Annotated in this window: 16 protein-coding genes and 1 tRNA gene; 5 read left to right on the top strand and 12 right to left on the bottom strand. The window is 62.5% G+C overall.

Annotated features, from left to right (window positions below):
* Position 1: 1 nt before the first annotated feature.
* Positions 2-232, bottom strand: a complete 231-nt coding sequence (locus ACMGFL_RS14415) for a DUF8123 family protein (protein ID WP_436936232.1) — start codon at positions 230-232, stop codon at positions 2-4.
* Between the two features lie 114 nt (positions 233-346).
* Between ACMGFL_RS14415 and ACMGFL_RS14410 the strand changes: the two genes are divergently transcribed.
* The gene (locus tag ACMGFL_RS14410; RefSeq protein ID WP_436936231.1) at positions 347-1,132 is read left to right on the top strand and encodes a GIDE domain-containing protein; all 786 of its coding nucleotides are present in this window, start codon (positions 347-349) and stop codon (positions 1,130-1,132) included.
* Positions 1,133-1,364: 232 nt separating this feature from the next.
* Here ACMGFL_RS14410 and ACMGFL_RS14405 read toward each other — a convergent pair.
* The 5 genes from ACMGFL_RS14405 to ACMGFL_RS14385 form a co-directional block, all read right to left on the bottom strand.
* Positions 1,365-1,438: transfer RNA gene (locus ACMGFL_RS14405), tRNA-Lys, on the bottom strand.
* A gap of 40 nt (positions 1,439-1,478) precedes the next feature.
* Positions 1,479-2,153 (bottom strand): DUF7119 family protein, encoded by a 675-nt coding sequence (locus ACMGFL_RS14400; protein WP_436936230.1) that lies wholly within the window; start codon positions 2,151-2,153, stop codon positions 1,479-1,481.
* A gap of 41 nt (positions 2,154-2,194) precedes the next feature.
* The gene (locus ACMGFL_RS14395; RefSeq protein WP_436936229.1) at positions 2,195-2,320 is read right to left on the bottom strand and encodes a DUF8595 family protein; all 126 of its coding nucleotides are present in this window, start codon (positions 2,318-2,320) and stop codon (positions 2,195-2,197) included.
* A gap of 417 nt (positions 2,321-2,737) precedes the next feature.
* Positions 2,738-3,976, bottom strand: coding sequence for an MBL fold metallo-hydrolase (locus tag ACMGFL_RS14390; protein ID WP_436936228.1), 1,239 nt, complete (start codon positions 3,974-3,976; stop codon positions 2,738-2,740).
* A 78-nt stretch (positions 3,977-4,054) separates the two neighbouring features.
* Entirely contained in the window at positions 4,055-4,336 is a 282-nt protein-coding gene (locus tag ACMGFL_RS14385; protein WP_436936227.1) for a WNWW family protein, read from the bottom strand.
* Between the two features lie 117 nt (positions 4,337-4,453).
* Here ACMGFL_RS14385 and thrC point away from each other — a divergent pair, with 117 nt between their 5' ends.
* Both thrC and ACMGFL_RS14375 read left to right on the top strand, forming a co-directional pair.
* Positions 4,454-5,710: a threonine synthase gene (gene thrC / locus ACMGFL_RS14380; RefSeq protein ID WP_436936226.1), complete on the top strand. Its 1,257-nt coding sequence runs from the start codon at positions 4,454-4,456 to the stop codon at positions 5,708-5,710.
* Between the two features lie 51 nt (positions 5,711-5,761).
* Positions 5,762-5,941: a multidrug transporter gene (locus ACMGFL_RS14375; RefSeq protein ID WP_436936225.1), complete on the top strand. Its 180-nt coding sequence runs from the start codon at positions 5,762-5,764 to the stop codon at positions 5,939-5,941.
* A 33-nt stretch (positions 5,942-5,974) separates the two neighbouring features.
* Here the strand turns inward: ACMGFL_RS14375 and ACMGFL_RS14370 are convergent, their stop codons facing one another.
* The 3 genes from ACMGFL_RS14370 to ACMGFL_RS14360 all read right to left on the bottom strand — a co-directional run bounded on the left by ACMGFL_RS14370 (position 5,975) and on the right by ACMGFL_RS14360 (position 7,619).
* The gene (locus tag ACMGFL_RS14370) at positions 5,975-6,709 is read right to left on the bottom strand and encodes a DUF502 domain-containing protein (RefSeq protein ID WP_436936224.1); all 735 of its coding nucleotides are present in this window, start codon (positions 6,707-6,709) and stop codon (positions 5,975-5,977) included.
* 75 nt (positions 6,710-6,784) lie between these two features.
* Positions 6,785-6,961, bottom strand: a complete 177-nt coding sequence (locus ACMGFL_RS14365) for a hypothetical protein (RefSeq protein WP_436936223.1) — start codon at positions 6,959-6,961, stop codon at positions 6,785-6,787.
* Between the two features lie 52 nt (positions 6,962-7,013).
* Positions 7,014-7,619, bottom strand: a complete 606-nt coding sequence (locus tag ACMGFL_RS14360) for a GNAT family N-acetyltransferase (RefSeq protein ID WP_436936222.1) — start codon at positions 7,617-7,619, stop codon at positions 7,014-7,016.
* A 423-nt stretch (positions 7,620-8,042) separates the two neighbouring features.
* Here ACMGFL_RS14360 and ACMGFL_RS14355 point away from each other — a divergent pair, with 423 nt between their 5' ends.
* Together ACMGFL_RS14355 and polC are read left to right on the top strand one after the other, a co-directional pair.
* On the top strand, positions 8,043-8,468 hold the full coding sequence (locus ACMGFL_RS14355) for a PPC domain-containing DNA-binding protein (protein WP_436936221.1): 426 nt from the start codon (positions 8,043-8,045) through the stop codon (positions 8,466-8,468).
* Positions 8,465-13,564 carry a DNA polymerase II large subunit gene (gene polC / locus ACMGFL_RS14350; RefSeq protein ID WP_436936220.1) on the top strand — a complete coding sequence of 1,700 codons (5,100 nt, stop codon included), beginning with the start codon at positions 8,465-8,467 and terminating at the stop codon, positions 13,562-13,564. Before ACMGFL_RS14355 ends, polC begins: the two co-directional genes overlap by 4 nt.
* Here the strand turns inward: polC and ACMGFL_RS14345 are convergent.
* The 3 genes from ACMGFL_RS14345 to ACMGFL_RS14335 all read right to left on the bottom strand — a co-directional run bounded on the left by ACMGFL_RS14345 (position 13,557) and on the right by ACMGFL_RS14335 (position 15,284).
* Positions 13,557-13,985, bottom strand: coding sequence for a TIGR03668 family PPOX class F420-dependent oxidoreductase (locus ACMGFL_RS14345; protein WP_436936219.1), 429 nt, complete (start codon positions 13,983-13,985; stop codon positions 13,557-13,559). The genes polC and ACMGFL_RS14345 overlap by 8 nt on opposite strands.
* 31 nt (positions 13,986-14,016) lie before the next feature.
* The gene (locus ACMGFL_RS14340; RefSeq protein ID WP_436936218.1) at positions 14,017-14,784 is read right to left on the bottom strand and encodes a hypothetical protein; all 768 of its coding nucleotides are present in this window, start codon (positions 14,782-14,784) and stop codon (positions 14,017-14,019) included.
* A 113-nt stretch (positions 14,785-14,897) separates the two neighbouring features.
* Positions 14,898-15,284 carry a GNAT family N-acetyltransferase gene (locus ACMGFL_RS14335; protein WP_436936217.1) on the bottom strand — a complete coding sequence of 129 codons (387 nt, stop codon included), beginning with the start codon at positions 15,282-15,284 and terminating at the stop codon, positions 14,898-14,900.
* Between the last annotated feature and the right edge of the window lie 173 nt (positions 15,285-15,457).

Genomic DNA, 15,457 nt, shown 5'->3' with positions numbered 1-15,457 from the left:
GCTACGTACCGGAGAGCACGCCGAACCGCTCGGAGGTGGACGTGACGGCGATCAGCAACACGCCAATCCCGAGCGCGAGCGCGATCCCAAGCAGCTGTAGTCCGGCGACGACGCCGCTCTTGGCCGTCGTCCACGGCGTCCCGGCGAGCGTTCCGAGTGCCACGAGGACGATGAACCCTCCGGCCAGCACTCCGAGCAGTTCGAGCCGGTCCTCGTAGGTCAGGATGTCCATACGTCACGTCTCGTGACACCCGATAGTAAATGGCGTGGTTTCGGCTCTCCGGCCCGACAGTCACGCGAGCGCCCCCTCAGATTTATTTCCTGAGCCAGTGAACGGTCGGAGCAGATGAGTGAAACGCTACTGTTCAGGCTCGGCTGGTCGGGGTTCAGTCTGATTTTTGTCGTTCTCGGCCTCTACACGGCGAATCGAGGACGGGCCGAGCGTGCACGGAGCAAACAGATCGCCACGACCGAGACGACGCCGATTCGCAATCTCGAACCTGGCACGGTGGAGATCAAGGGAGCTGCCCACCCCACAGACGAGGGCGCTGTCCTGAACTCGCCTATTGAGCGAGCGAGCGCGCTGGCGACCTACGTGAAAATCGAGGAGTGGGAACACAGCAATCAGAGCGGCGGAAACTGGAAGACGAAACACGAGAAGACGCACGTGGTGCCGATGACTGTCGACGACGGCACCGGGGAGGTGCGCGTCAACCTCCCGCGGGACGGCGACCTGATCGTCGAAGAGACACAGACCGAGGTCGCAGGCGGTGAGGAACCACCGGAAGCAGTTCGACGGTACGTCGAACGCGAGCGCTCCGTCGACGAGCGCGACCAGTACGACCTCGGGCCGATCAGCCTCGGAGACCGTCGACGCTACTCGGAGGGGTGGATCGAACCGGGCGAGGAGGTCTACGTTCTCGGGAACGCCCACGAGAAGGAGGCTGACTGGGGCGAGCGAGCGTTCGTGATTGACGAACCGGACGACTCCGATACGTTCGTCCTCTCGGACAAATCCGAGGACGACCTGATTCAGGAGGGGAAGTGGGGCGGACGCATCCTACTCGCAATCGGCGGATTTATTATCGTCATCGGTGCGCTGTTTACCGTGATTCCGTGGGTAGTGTTTTGACGGGGTGCGCTCATTCTGTGAGTATCGGGCGGTTGGTCTATGAGGGAAGCATACGGCGAGCGGAGCGAGCCGTTTCGCTGCTGACGAGCGAAGCGAGTCAGCAGGGTGTTTTTCCCCACGTTTTTGCGAGTTGCGAGGGAACGAAGTTCCCTCGAACCATGCGAACGGGCCTACGGCCCGTGAGCAGAGAGTGGTTCGCCGGAGGCGAACCCGACGAAGTAAAAAGTGGTAGCGGGCCGGGAGGGAGTTGAACCCCCGACCGTCTGGTTAAAAGCCAGACGCTCTCCCTAACTGAGCTACCGGCCCACACTCGTGATTGGGATGGTTATCGGCTAAGTCCTTACGATCACTCGCGTTGGAAGTGATCCGATAGCACGTCGCCAGCGACCTCGCCGGGTTCGCGGTCGGACAGCGAGGCGCGGCGACGCAACTCGCGGTACACGTCGGGGGGCAACCGAAGCGTGATTTCGCCGAGCGTGATCCCCCGCCGGGCGAGCGCGCTCTCGATGGGTTCGCCGTCGTTGATGTCGCTTGCGACGGCACGCACCTGCCGAACCGTCAGGTCGTGATCGAGTACGGCAAAGGCGAGTGCGAGACGCGCCTCGCCGGGGACTCTAGCGATGTGCTTCGCTGCAGAGGGGGCAATTTCGCCGCGGGCAACGTGTCTGCGGATCGACTGGGGAAGGTCGTGGACCCGTGCCCACTTGCGGATAAAGGACACCGTGACGCCGTCGCCAGCCCGCTCGGCCGCCGCCTTGTACGAGCCTTCACCGCGAACCAGCGCCGCACACGCCGCCGCGCCCCGAAGCATGAACACGTTGTCCTCGGCCCCTGCCGTGTTGTTCGAGAACGCGGTAACAGTTTCGGCGGCGAGTTCCAGACTCTCCGGGTCGTCGGGGTCGAACTGCACCGCCTCCTTGGCGCGCTCGCCGGTCAGCGACGGGTCGCCTCGAATAACCGGTTCGCCGACAGGAGATTCTCTGTCGGTCGGAATGAACTCACTGTCCGCGTCGTCACTCATCTTGTTCTGATACGAGTGGCCCGAATAAAAACGTCCCGCAGTCAGTCCTCACGGTTCTCTGAGAGGTGCTCCCAGATCTCCGTACAGCCGCATCCATCTTCGACATCTTCGAGGTGTTCTCTTGCCTGCCCGTCCTCGTCTTCAGTGGTTAGTGTTGTTCCCGTCATGATTCACGCCAAAGCTGCCACGATCCGACAGCCAGTACACGCTGGTATGCACCCCACATATTAAGGCCCGACTACACCTGTAAACACTACCATTACTCCCGTCTACCAGCAACACCTCCCGGTATCTCCGACATGTCCGTCCGCCGCCAATAAACACGAACAATCGGGATAAAACCGCGTGACCGATCCCTGAGAAGCGTCCAGAAATACCGCCTCACGGTGTAGTTCGGGGATATTCCTCGAACGGGCGGGATTATGGGTGTCACTGGTCCGAATCCGTGAGCACATCCAGTCGGACTGGCTGCTCGTCACTGTGTCTCCCGTCCTCGAAAGTCGACAGAAACAAGATACTGTTGCCGGTACTCTTGTACCGTAGATCGCCACCGGATGGCGGATTCCGTCGTGACAGCGGTTCACTTAGCCCTCGACGATGACTTGCTCGCCGATATCCGGCGCTGTCGCATCGTATCCATCTGCCCGGAGTTGTTCGGCGAACCGTTCGCACGTGTCGCCGTGATTGACGAGAATCTGGGCGTCACGATACGAATCGAGAAGAGAGCGAAGCCCGTTGCTGTCGGCGTGTGCCGAGAAGTCGTACTGTTCGACCCGGGCGCTGACCGGCATCATTCGGCCGTCGATTTCGGCGCTTCCCGTCTCGACCAGATCCCGCCCCGGCGTCCCCGCGACCTGATAGCCTGTCATCGTTATCTTGTTCGTCGGATTCGCCCGGATTTCGGGGATGTACGTCATCGCGGGGCCGCCAGAGAGCATCCCACTGGTGGTGACGATTGCCGCCTTCTGATCCGTGATACGCTTTCGCTGTCCATCGTCGCCGGTGACGAATCGGGCGTGAGATTTCGCTCGCCTGAACGCGGCTTCGTCACGCAAAAAGCCGGGGTACTGTCGTAACATCTCGGTGACCTGCTTTCCCATGCCGTCGACGTAACAGGGGACGTCGTGCGCTTCGCAGATCATGAGCATCTCCTGGGTGCGTCCGATGGCAAACGCCGGAACGACGACCGTTCCGCCCTCCCAGAGCGTCGTCTTCACACTCTCGGCGAATCGCTCCTCGACTGTCGTTCGGTCCTCGTGCTCGACATCGGCGTACGTGCTCTCACAGATGACGACGTCCGCGTCGGGCCGGGCGGTCGTTCCCGCGACGAGACGCTGGTCGTCGGTGTGAAAGTCGCCCGTGTAGAGCAGGCGGGTCTCGCCGTCGTCGACGAGGACGTGCGCGCTCCCGGGGATGTGTCCGGCGTTGTAGAACGTAATCTCGAATCCCGCGGCCTCGAATGGCTCTCGATACCCGTGCGTCTCGGAGACTCCCGTGACGCGTTTGACGTTGTGCTCGGTGAACGGGCAGTTGTAGCTGCCACCATGGAGTTTCAGCGTGTCGCGGGCGAGCGTGAGCGCGAGTTCTCGCGTCGGCGGCGTCCAGTGGATCGGTGGCCGAGAATCGCCAGAAAGGAGTGCGGGAACCGCACCCGCGTGGTCGAGATGGCCGTGGCTGACGACGACCGCGTCCGGGTCGACCGACCCGACGGGATACTGCGGCGGCGTCGACGGTTCCAGCCCGTAATCGAGCAAGAGGCGCTCGTCGACGAGGATGGCACTCCGACCAACCTCGCGTGCGCCCCCGAGAAACTCGACGTCCATTACGCACCACTCGGTCGGCAGGCGGTTTGTCTCTCTCGATGTTCCGCTGCCGGGAGCAGTAGCAGACAGAGCCACTCGTCACTGCTCGTCGATATCGGGCCTGACGCGAAATTGGTCGTACCCCCCGTGAGAGAGTTCGAGCGATCCGATCCACCAGTTCCATCGCTCTGCGAGCGAGTACTCGTCTGGCGCGTCGTCCAGATTCGAGATGACGGCGTCGACGGTGAGTTCGTAGCCCAGGTCCCGCTCGATCCAGCCCACGTCGTCCAGATCCCGGGCCTGTCTGGTGACGGCGCGCCGGATGCTGTCGCTCCCGTCGAAGGAGGACGCCAGTGCATCTGCGAGCCGTGCTCGGTCCACACTCGGTGGTCGGCCCCCAACTCGCTTGTATCTTTCTGCGAGTGGCCCGTTCGGCCATCGCCAACCGGTCTCGTCACAATCGTCCCACTTTTGACTGCCCGGAACCTGACTCGAATAATGGCACATCTGGACTTGCAGACTGAGCAGCCGTCGTGTGCGACCGACGGCGTCTGGCTCGCCTGTATCGAGTGTGGGGAGCAGTTCGCGCCGTTCGAGTCGGTCCGATACACCTGTGACGAGTGTGATGGCCTGCTCGAAGCGCGCTACGCCGACCTGCCGACGTGGGACGACTTCGCGGGTAGCGGTGTCTGGCGCTACGCCGCCGCGTTGCCCTTCGACGAGGGTGTCTCGCTCCCGGAGGGGAACACACCGCTACACGAGGTTCCAGGGATCGAGGCTGAACTCGGTCTCGACCGGGTGCGGGTCAAACACGAGGGGATGAACCCGACGGGGAGTTTCAAAGACCGGGGGATGACCGTCGGCGTCCGCGTCGCTGAACGGGTCGGCGTCGACCGACTCGCCTGCGCGTCGACGGGCAACACGAGCGCGGCGCTTGCGGCCTACGGGGCGCGAGCGAATCTGGAGACGCTCGTCTTGCTCCCGGCGGGGAAAGTCGCCGCGGGCAAGGTCGCTCAGGCCAGCCTCCACGGCGCTCGCATCCTCGAAGTCGACGGCAACTTCGACACCTGCCTCGACATCGTGCAGGATCTGGCGACAAGCGGCGAGGCGTACCTGCTCAACTCGCTGAACCCCTTCCGACTGGAGGGACAGAAGACTATCGGCCTCGAAATCATGGAGCAGTTCCGCGATGAGGAAGGCGACTATCCCGACCGGATCGTCCTCCCGGTCGGCAACGCGGGAAACACCGCCGCGCTGTACAAGTGCTTCCGCGAACTCGAAGCAAGCGGCGCAATCGACAGCGACGACGTTCCGGCGCTGACGGGCGTGCAGGCCGAGGGCGCAGCGCCGATGGTCGAAGCCATCGAGAACGGCTGGGACCACATCGAGCGATGGGACGAGGTGGAGACGCGCGCCACCGCAATCCGCATCGGCAACCCCGTCAACGCGCCGAAGGCCCTGCCGGGGATCAGATCGACCGGCGGCACCGCAGTCGCAGTCTCGGACGAGGAGATTACGGCGGCACAGCGTGCGCTCGCCGAGGAGGGCGTCGGCGTCGAACCCGCCTCCGCTGCATCGATTGCTGGTCTCCGCAAACTCCGCGAGTCCGGCGACGTCGACGACGACGAACGCGTCGTCTGCCTGACGACTGGCCATCTCCTGAAAGACCCCGAGGCGGCCGCGGAGGCTGGCGTCGACCCCGAACCGGTCCCCGGGACCACCGAAGGCGTCGTCGAGCACCTCGAAGCGAACTGACCGCGGAGAAACTGCAGGCAGTTTATCGGATCAGCGGACGTAACCGAGCGTATGGACGAAGGGAGACAGCCATCGCTTGGAACGGTGCTTGGCGCGCTCGTCGCTGGCGTTGCAGTCGTCGGCACACAGTTTCTGGGCTGGGAGTGGGGGTCAGAACAGGTCGTTCCGACGCTCGTCGGCGTCACCGCCGCCGTGGTCGCCGCGGGACTCGTCGCGAAACAGGTTGTGTGAGTCAGGCTCGCGAGCAGATGGCTGGGACGGCCGTTAGTTCTCGCGTTCGTTCTCGTCTTCGTCGTCTGTGTCCCCAGTCGAGATACGCTCAGTAGCATCCGCCTCCTCGTCAGGGAGTTGCTCGAAGAAGTCCTCGTCTTCGCGGGGGAGTTCCTCCTCCGGAGCGCCGCCGATGCCGGTGGTCATCAGCATTCGCATCCCCTTTCGGACGGAGAGGTCGACCTCGTGGATCTGGTCTTCGGGCACGAGCACCAGACGGCCGCTCGTTGGGTTGGGGCTGCTCGGCAGGTAGATGCTCTGGGTGTCCTTTCCGACGACATCCCTGATCGGCCGTGGGCTCTTGTCAGTGACGAGACCGATAGAGTACACCCCCTCGCGGGGAAATTCGATAAGCACTAGCTTGTCGAAGGAACTCTCCTTGGTAGTAAACGACGTCGAGAGCTGTCTGACTGTGCCGTAGATGGTCCGAAAGAGCGGGATGATCGTCACGGCCTTTCCGAGTCCCCCAAAGAGCTGTCGGAACAGCCGCAACTGTGCGAGATAGCCGATGACAGCGATGGTCGTGACGATCAACACGACGGCGATCACCTGTGCAACCGCCTCGACGTTGGCTGTGTACGACGAGAGATTCATCGTCTCGACGACGGGGTCGATGAATCCCAGCGCGAGATTCATCAGGAAGTAGAGAACGTACACAGTGACCAGCAGCGGGAGGAGCAGAATGAGGCCAGTGATGAAGCTGTTTTTGATCTTCCCGAAGAGTCCCATGACCGGGCTATCGAATGGGACCGTTAAATAACTCGGTGACCGACGAATCTCTGTCTCCTACTGCGGTGTGACCGGTCAGCGACACGCGGCATCGTCGTCAGCGGCCTCGTCGGTCTGTTCCCCGGGACGCCACTCTTGGTCGCCCGTGAGGCCCCCGTTCGCTGGATGGTCCGGAATCGACGCAAACAAAACACCGCTGAGGATGCCCTTCAGACGACGTGTCACCGATTCCCCCTCGTCCGATTTGTCCATACACATCGATTCGCTGGTTGATAGATAAGCGTTCCTCCACGTCGTGACTGACTCACCCGGATTGCGAGAGACGGTCCCGAAGCCCAGTCAGGAGGCCGGGCCGTCGCTTGGGGTCACTCGCTGCAGTCAGTGATTTGTGCATCTCGACGACCGGGAGTTCGGCCGAGTCGTATGTTATCGTGCGGTCTGCGCCGCGCTGGTAGCCACACGAGCGGTAGAACGGAACGGCGTTCAGCGAGGCCCACAGGCCGACTCGCGTACAGCCCTGGTCGCGCGCGGCCGCCTCTAGACGGTTACAGAGGTGCGTGCCGACCCCCTCACGGCTGGCCGATGGCGCGACGTAGAGGCCGCCGAGTTCGCTGTCGACGTCGAGTCCGTCGAGATACGTGTCGGGCGAGAATCGGACCCACCCGACGCCGACGAGCGAGTCACATTCGGCGGACGACTGGGACCGGTCGTCGACGGGAGAGACTCGTTCCGCGACGAGCACGGTTGCAGTATCGTCGTTCACTGGATACAGTCTCGGCCCGACCGTTCCCTTCCACGCTGTCACCTGCTGGTCGTCGTACACCGCCCCGGTGAGCGCCTCGATTGAGCCGCGGTGGAGCCGCTGGATAGCCACAAGATCCGTAGGCGTTGCCGCTCGGACGACGACCATACCGGGAGAAACACCCCAGACATGATATATGTTTGGGCAAGACATACGACGCGCTCGCTGCATCGAACGGTATCACGAACGCGACACGCAAGAACAGACGACGCCGACGGCGGCGGTTCGGTCTTCGCTACTCCTCGAGAGCGTCGTCGTCTTCCGGTTCCGATCCGCGATTTCGTAGTGCTTTCAGTGTCAGTACACCGACGACCAGCGCGGCTGCAGCAGCCAGCCCCTTCTTGACTTTGCTCATACAGTTGAAACGAGGGCTGGAATAAGTATATGCTTTTTGATTAGATGCTGAGCGAACACTTGTGTGTCGTCGGAGCGGTGGTTTCCGGGGAGACGGGGTGCCGAGTGACGGTGGGCAGCGACAGTCACAGCGGGATGACCAGTACAGTTTTGAACGTGCCAACCCTGTTCGGGAACATGGATTCTATCGAAGTCGCGGGCGGCCGGGAGTTTCTCGCCCGACTCGAACACGGCAAGGACTGGCGTGCCCAGATCGAGACGTTCGCCGAGCGCGAGGGGGTCGACTCGGCGGTGTTTTTCGGACTCGGGGCCGCACAGGACGCCCGGATCATGTTCTACGACCAGGACGAGAAGGAGTACGAGCCGGTCGAATTCGACGAACCGCTCGAAGTCGCCTCGCTCGTCGGGAACATCTCGTGGCTCGACGGTGAGCGATTCGCCCACACGCACGCGACGTTCTCCCGACCGGACGGGAGCACGGCCGCTGGCCATCTCGACCGGGCGACGGTCTTTGCTGGAGAGCTGTACGTGCGGACGTTCGAGACGACACTCGAACGCACACACGACGAGGTGACGGAACTCGACCTCTGGCCGCTTTCATGAGACCCGACGACGAGCGCTACTTCGCGGAACTCGAAGCCGAACTCGACGAGGCGCTGTCGGTCGCAAACGCCGCCCGCGAGCGCGGGGGTGACCCCGAGCCCGAAGTGGAGATTCCCGTCGCACAGGACATGGCCGACCGCGTCGAGAACATCCTCGGCATCGACGGCGTCGCTGAGCGGGTGCGCGAACTCGAAGGGGAGATGTCCCGCGAGGAAGCCGCGCTCGAACTCGTCGAAGACTTCGTCTCGGGGGCGGTCGGCGACTACGACACGCGCGCTGGCAAGATCGAGGGGGCGGTTCGGACGGCTGTTGCACTGCTGACCGAGGGGGTCGTGGCAGCACCGATCGAGGGGATCGACCGCGTCGAACTGCTCGAAAACGACGACGGGACGGAGTTTATCAACGTTTACTACGCCGGGCCAATCCGCTCTGCGGGCGGCACGGCACAGGCGCTCTCGGTACTCGTTGCCGACTACGCGCGGGCACTGCTCGGCATCGACGAGTACCACGCCAGAGACGACGAGATCGGCCGGTACGCCGCTGAGGTCGCACTCTACGACGAGGAGACCGGCCTGCAGTACGCCCCAAAGGAAAGTGAGGCCAAATTCATCGCCGAGCACATCCCGATCATGCTCGACGGCGAGGCGACTGGCGACGAGGAGGTCTCCGGATACCGCGACCTCGACCGGGTTGACACCAACGCCTCACGCGGCGGGATGTGTCTGGTCTTCGGGGAGGGTATCGCCCTGAAAGCGCCGAAGATCCAGCGCTACACCCGCGAACTCGACGAGGTGGACTGGCCGTGGCTGCAGGACCTCATCGACGGGACGTACAAGGGCGGTGCACACGAGGATGACGACTCAGAGAGCGATGGCGACGCAGACGGAGACGACTCGGCGGACGACACGGAGGGAGACCAGCCCGCCGACGAACCAGCGGCGGGTCCGCTACGGCCCGACCCCTCGAAGAAGTTCCTCCAGGATTTGATCGCCGGACGGCCGGTCTTCTCGCATCCGAGCGAACCCGGCGGCTTCCGACTCCGGTACGGCCGGGCGCGCAATCACGGTCACGCGACCGCCGGGATTCACCCGGCGACGATGCACCTGCTCGATGACTTTCTCGCGCCCGGAACGCAGATCAAAACCGAGCGACCGGGCAAGGCCGCGGGCATCGTCCCCGTCGACAGCATCGAGGGGCCGACGGTTCGACTCGCAAACGGCGACGTGCGCCGGATCGACGACGTGAGCGAGGCAAAGCGGGTCAGAAACGGCGTCGAACGCATCCTCGACGCCGGGGAGTATCTGGTCAACTACGGCGAGTTCGTCGAGAACAACCACCCGCTCGCGCCCGCCTCCTACGTCTTCGAGTGGTGGGTCAAGGAGTTCGAGGCCGCGGGCGCGCCCGTCCAGGCGCTTGCGGACGACCCGTCGTTCGACCTCGAGTCGCCGGACTCCGCGCAGGCGCTCGACTGGGCCGAGTCCTACGACGCACCCCTCCACCCCGAGTGGACGTATCTCTGGCACGACGTGAGCGTCGAGGACGTCGAAACTCTTGCTGACGCCATCGCTGAGGCCGACGTCGCCACCGCCGACGGGGCGTCGCTCGCGCCCTCCGCAGAGAGCGGCCAGCAACTGGTCGTGCAAAACACCGACGCCGTGCGCGAGACGCTGGAGACGCTGCTGGTCGAGCACACCCAGACCGAAACGCGACTGCAGATCCCCGACTGGGAACCGCTGGTTCGGACGCTCGGATTCGCCGAATCGCTCGAACGGGTGCGAATGCTCGATTCGGTGAGCGAGCGAGCACGAACGTACGACGACGGGGACAACGCCATCCGCGTCGTGAACGAACTCGCGCCGTTTCTGGTGCGCGAGCGCGCGCCGACTCGCATCGGCAACCGCATGGGCCGCCCCGAAAAGTCAGAACAGCGCGAACTCTCGCCTGCCGTCCACACGCTCTTTCCGATCGGTGAGGCGGGCGGCAGTCAGCGCTCGGTCACCGAGGCCGCCTCGCAGGGCGATTCCGTCGAGGGGACGAAAGGCGAGGTCAGCGTCGAGGTCGGACGGCGCGAATGTGCGTCCTGTGGCACGCGCACCTACCATTCGCGGTGTCCGGACTGCGGCGACGTAGCCCAGCCCGTGTATCTCTGCCCGGACTGTGACCGGGAAGTTCAGCCAGACGAGTCCGGCCGCGCGGAGTGTCCCCGGTGTGAGGTGCTCGCCGAACCGACCCAGTACGCGACCGTCGACATCGACCGCGAACTCAAGGACGCGCTCGCGACCGTCGGAGAACGCCCCTCGGCCTTCGATATTCTGAAAGGCGTCAAGGGGCTGTCCTCCGAGACGAAAGCGATCGAACCGCTGGAGAAGGGCATCCTGCGGGCGAAACACGACGTGTCCGCGTTCAAGGACGGCACCGTTCGCTACGACATGACCGACCTCCCGGTGACGGCAGTCACACCCGCCGAACTCGACGTGACCGTCGACGACTTCCGTGAACTGGGCTACGAACGGGACATCAACGGCGACCCGCTCGAACACGACGACCAGGTGGTCGAACTCAAAGTACAGGACATCGTCCTCTCCGATGGCGCGGCCGAACACCTCCTCCAGACCGCCGACTTCGTCGACGATCTCCTCTCGCAGTACTACGGCCTCGAGTCCTACTACGACTTTGAGACCCGCGAGGATCTGGTCGGTGAACTCGTCTTCGGGATGGCTCCGCACACGAGCGCAGCGACGGTCGGGCGAGTCGTCGGCTTTACGAGTGCCGCTGTGGGATATGCGCATCCGTACTTTCACGCAGCGAAGCGTCGGAACTGCTTCCACCCGGAGACGAAAATCTGGTATCAGCGAGACAGTGGAGACTGGCGATACGAAGACATCGAGTCGTTCGTGGAGGCGCAAATTAAAACACCCAGAGAAGACGACTTCGGGACACTCGTCGAAGACATCGATACGGAGATTCTCGTACCATCCCTCGATAGCGACGGGGATATCGTCCCAAAGCCTGTCGAAACAGTCTCGAAACATCCGGCACCCGATCATTTACTCTCGATCGAGACTCGAAGTGGTCGGGAGGTGACGGTGACGCCCGATCACGAGATGCAAGTCCTCAAACACGAGACACTCACGACGAAGCGTGCATCCGAGATTACAGATGAGGATACCCTCGTGAAACCGCTCAATCTCGATAGTGTGGCCGAAGACGCCGAAACGCGGCGGTTCGATCTGCTGGCCGAGTTTCTCGACTGTGAAACGGTAGCAAACGATCGGCTGATGATCAAAGGCCTCGAAAAGGACCGATTGTACGACCTCTTCGAGGACGTTCTCCGAGACCAGTGGAGCGGTCAGTTCTATCCGCTGAAAAGCACTGCCGAACATTTCGACATGTCTCACAAGACGCTGAGTAACTATCTCTATCGCGGCAGTTTTCCTGCTGACTTGCTGTGTGACCTGATCGGCTCAGTTGAGCGCGTACTCGACTGGGTTCCAGCAGATGTTTCACTAGGAATGAAACGCGACCGTACAGAGATATCCCGGTTCGTAACCATCAACGAGCAAGTAGCGACAGTGCTAGGATACTACGCGGCGGAAGGGTTTTCTCGGGAACAGGAAACAAAAAAGGGGTGTATCCATCAAACGACGATCTGCGGGACAGAACAAGAATCCAGGGAGTTCTTCGTGAACGTTCTGGAACAGGATTTCGGTGTCGATCCGTATCGTGAGAACGCAGCGAAGGTTACGACCTCCGGTCGATTACTGCGCACACTATTCGATACGGTGTTGGACATGGGCAAGTATGCCCACACAAAGCGCGTACCACAGTGCGTGTTCGACGCGCCGGACAGAGTCGTTGCCGCGTTTTTGCGCGGCTATTTCAGCGGAGACGGTCATGCTGATGGGAACGCGCTCGCAATCCACGCAACGACTGTTAGTCGAGAACTCAAAGAGGATCTTCTGGCGCTGTTGACGAGACTGGGTATCTCAGCGCAGGTCAAACGGACGGATCCGGTGCCACTGTCCGAAAAATTCCCCGAGTTCTACGACGAGACTGGCGACGAGATGTCCGCGGTGTCGTACATCGTTACCGTCACCTCAGAAGATGCAGCTACCTTTGCGGAGACTGTCGGGTTTCATCTCTCGCGAAAGGATCAAAAGCTTCAGTCACAGCTCGCAGAAACGACGACAACGGCGAAGCGAATTTTCGACGGAGGACACTCGGAATATCTCGGTGACGAAGTGAAACGCACAGAGATTGTCGAAACGGAGAGCGATTGGGTCTACTGTCTCACGGTATCCGAAACTCACAATCTCGTTACGAACGATTTAGTAGAGAAGCAGTGCGACGGCGACGAAGACTGCGTCATGCTGTTGCTCGATGGACTGCTCAACTTCAGCAAATCCTACCTCCCCAACCAGCGGGGCGGCAGAATGGACGCGCCCTTGGTGATGTCCTCGCGCATCGACCCGTCCGAAATCGACGACGAAGCCCACAACATCGACATCATGCGGGAGTACCCGCTCGAATTCTACGAGGCGACTCGCGAGTTGGCCGAGACGGGCGAGGTCGAAGATATCATGCGGATTGCGGAGGAGACGCTGGACACCGACGACCAGTATCGGGGCTTCGTCCACACTCACGAGACGAGCGACATCGCGGCCGGGCCGGACCTGTCGGCGTACAAGACGCTGGGCGACATGCAGGAGAAGATGGACGCCCAACTCGCGCTCTCGCGGAAACTCCGCGCCGTCGACGAGACTGACGTGGCAGAGCGCATCATCGAGTACCACTTTCTCCCGGATCTGCTGGGGAATCTCAAGGCGTTCTCGACACAGGAGTTTCGGTGTCGTGGCTGTGGGCGCTCGTACCGGCGCGCGCCGCTGTCGGGAACCTGCCGGGAGTGTGGCGGCGACGTGAGCCTCACTGTCTACGAGGGCGCGGTTAACAAGTACATGGACACCGCGATCCGCGTCGCAGAGGAGTTCGGCGCACGCGAGTACACGAAACAGCGCCTGGAGATCCTCGAAACCCGAATCGAGCGACTCTTCGAGGACGACACCAACAAACAGTCCGGCATCGCTGATTTCATGTGACGAGCGACCCCCACGACTGAACGCTCCCAACCTCGATCCGGATGAGCGGTCGGTCGTCCAGCGCGTGAGTGGCGTACTGGTCGTACTTCGCTCTGAGCGCACGGATCCCGTCGGCGTGGCCGTCGTCCTCGGGCGACTTGATGGTGGCAGTGCCGCGGACCTGTACCCAGCCGAGTCGATCCCACTCTTCGGTGTAGTGGTCGACGACGAGACAGACGCGGTCGTTGGTGCGTACGTTTTGCGCCCGGCGAAGACCCTCCGGCGGGGCGCGCTGTGGCTTCTCGTCGATGGGGGTGACGATGGAATCATCCATGAGAGCAAAGCACACGGGGACAGCGTGGGGACGACCCTCGGCGTCGGCGGTAGCGAGGCGGCCGACACGTGCTCGCTCGACGTACTGGCGTTCCTCGGTCCGGAACATACGCGCACTACGGACCGGTCGAGAAAAGCGGTTACTCCACGTTCGAGAGCCTGACTGATTCGATCTGTGCGTTTCCGTAGGTGGATCTAGACCCGTCCGCGTCCGTCAGAGCGATCATATCTCCCTCCCGATTGATTTCGGTCACGTTCGACCGCGTGTAGCGTCGCCCCTCGTCGTGGGTGAGTGTGACGACCATCGTGGCCTGTTCGCGTTGCACCTCGGCAGGGCGACGACCGGTCGACTCCGGAGCAGTCGCCCCCTCGGATCCCGGCTCTCGTGGCGCAGTGGATCCAGTTTTTTGCGCCGATTCGGCCCATCCGTCGCCGCCTGCGTCAGTGTCGACATCGCGTGCGACCTGCCGCCACTGGTTGCCGTCGTCCGCTGTCGACTGTTGTGTGGCAGTCCCATCTCGTGTCGCGGTGTCTGCGACGGATTCGGCCTCCGGGTCGGTCACCCGGTCGCCAAACTCGGGGGAGTCACCCATCTCTGCGCGTGGTTCGAGTTGGTCCCGTTGCTCGGACGGTTCGGAAGAGATCACGACGTAGAGCACGTAGACGACAGCCGCAAGAATACTGAAGAAGAATCCGAGAAGACCCCAGACAAACGGATTTCTGCCGGTGGTGTACGCGTGATATCCCAGTCCAGCGCCCACGAGGACGCCAAGGACGAGCGATATCAGAAGCTCCTCGGTCGTTGGTTCGTAGATCGGACTCGTCTCCAAGACGATATCAGTCACGCCGAAGAGCGTGCTGACCGCCAACCCGAGACCATCAAGCAGGGGAACGACGCCGGATGTCATCGCTGTGTTTGGGGCGTATCGTCGGTGTACTCGGTGGGACCTGTCATGCCAGAGCGTACGCGCGCAGGGGGAAAAAGACCGGTGGCTGCAGTCGAACGGACGGTCGCTGGTACTCAGGGCTCTTCGATGCGGTATCGCGTCGTCGACTGCCCCTCGAATCGGGGGCCGCTCCCGGTGTGCTCGAAGCCAGCCGCTTTGGCTGCGGCACTCGCAGTCGTCTCCGAGTCCGGCACGAGGAATTCGACAGCCATCTCCTCGGCGCGGGCGAATCCGATAGGTTCGGCGAGTAGCTCCTCGAAGCTGTCTGAATCGCCCTCTAGCTGGGTAACGTGTACCGTGCGGTCGCGGGCGTCGTAGCTGACGAAGCCGACGATTTCGTCGGACGCCTCTGCGACGCGCACCGTGCGGTCGTGGACGAGATTGCGCATCACGTCACGGGGCGTGTCGGTCAACTCGGCGAGCCGGTCGGCGTCGGCCTCGACCGCGTCTCGTAGCTCCATGCCTCTCGTTGGAGTGCTCGATAGGTAAAACACCCGGCGTGCTGGCAGTGATTTCGACCAGCCCGTCGCTATACCATTCTGCCGCTGCCGGTTCTCAGATGGCAGTCTCGGGAGCCGTATCGTTCGATGGTCGATGAAAGCAGTTATGCAAGGTGACTACAAACACCGTGCAA

Origin of the sequence: Halovenus marina, from assembly GCF_051414115.1 — an archaeon.
Classification (GTDB): Archaea; Halobacteriota; Halobacteria; order Halobacteriales; family Haloarculaceae; genus Halovenus; species Halovenus marina.
This window is presented reverse-complemented; position numbering and strand designations above follow the sequence as displayed.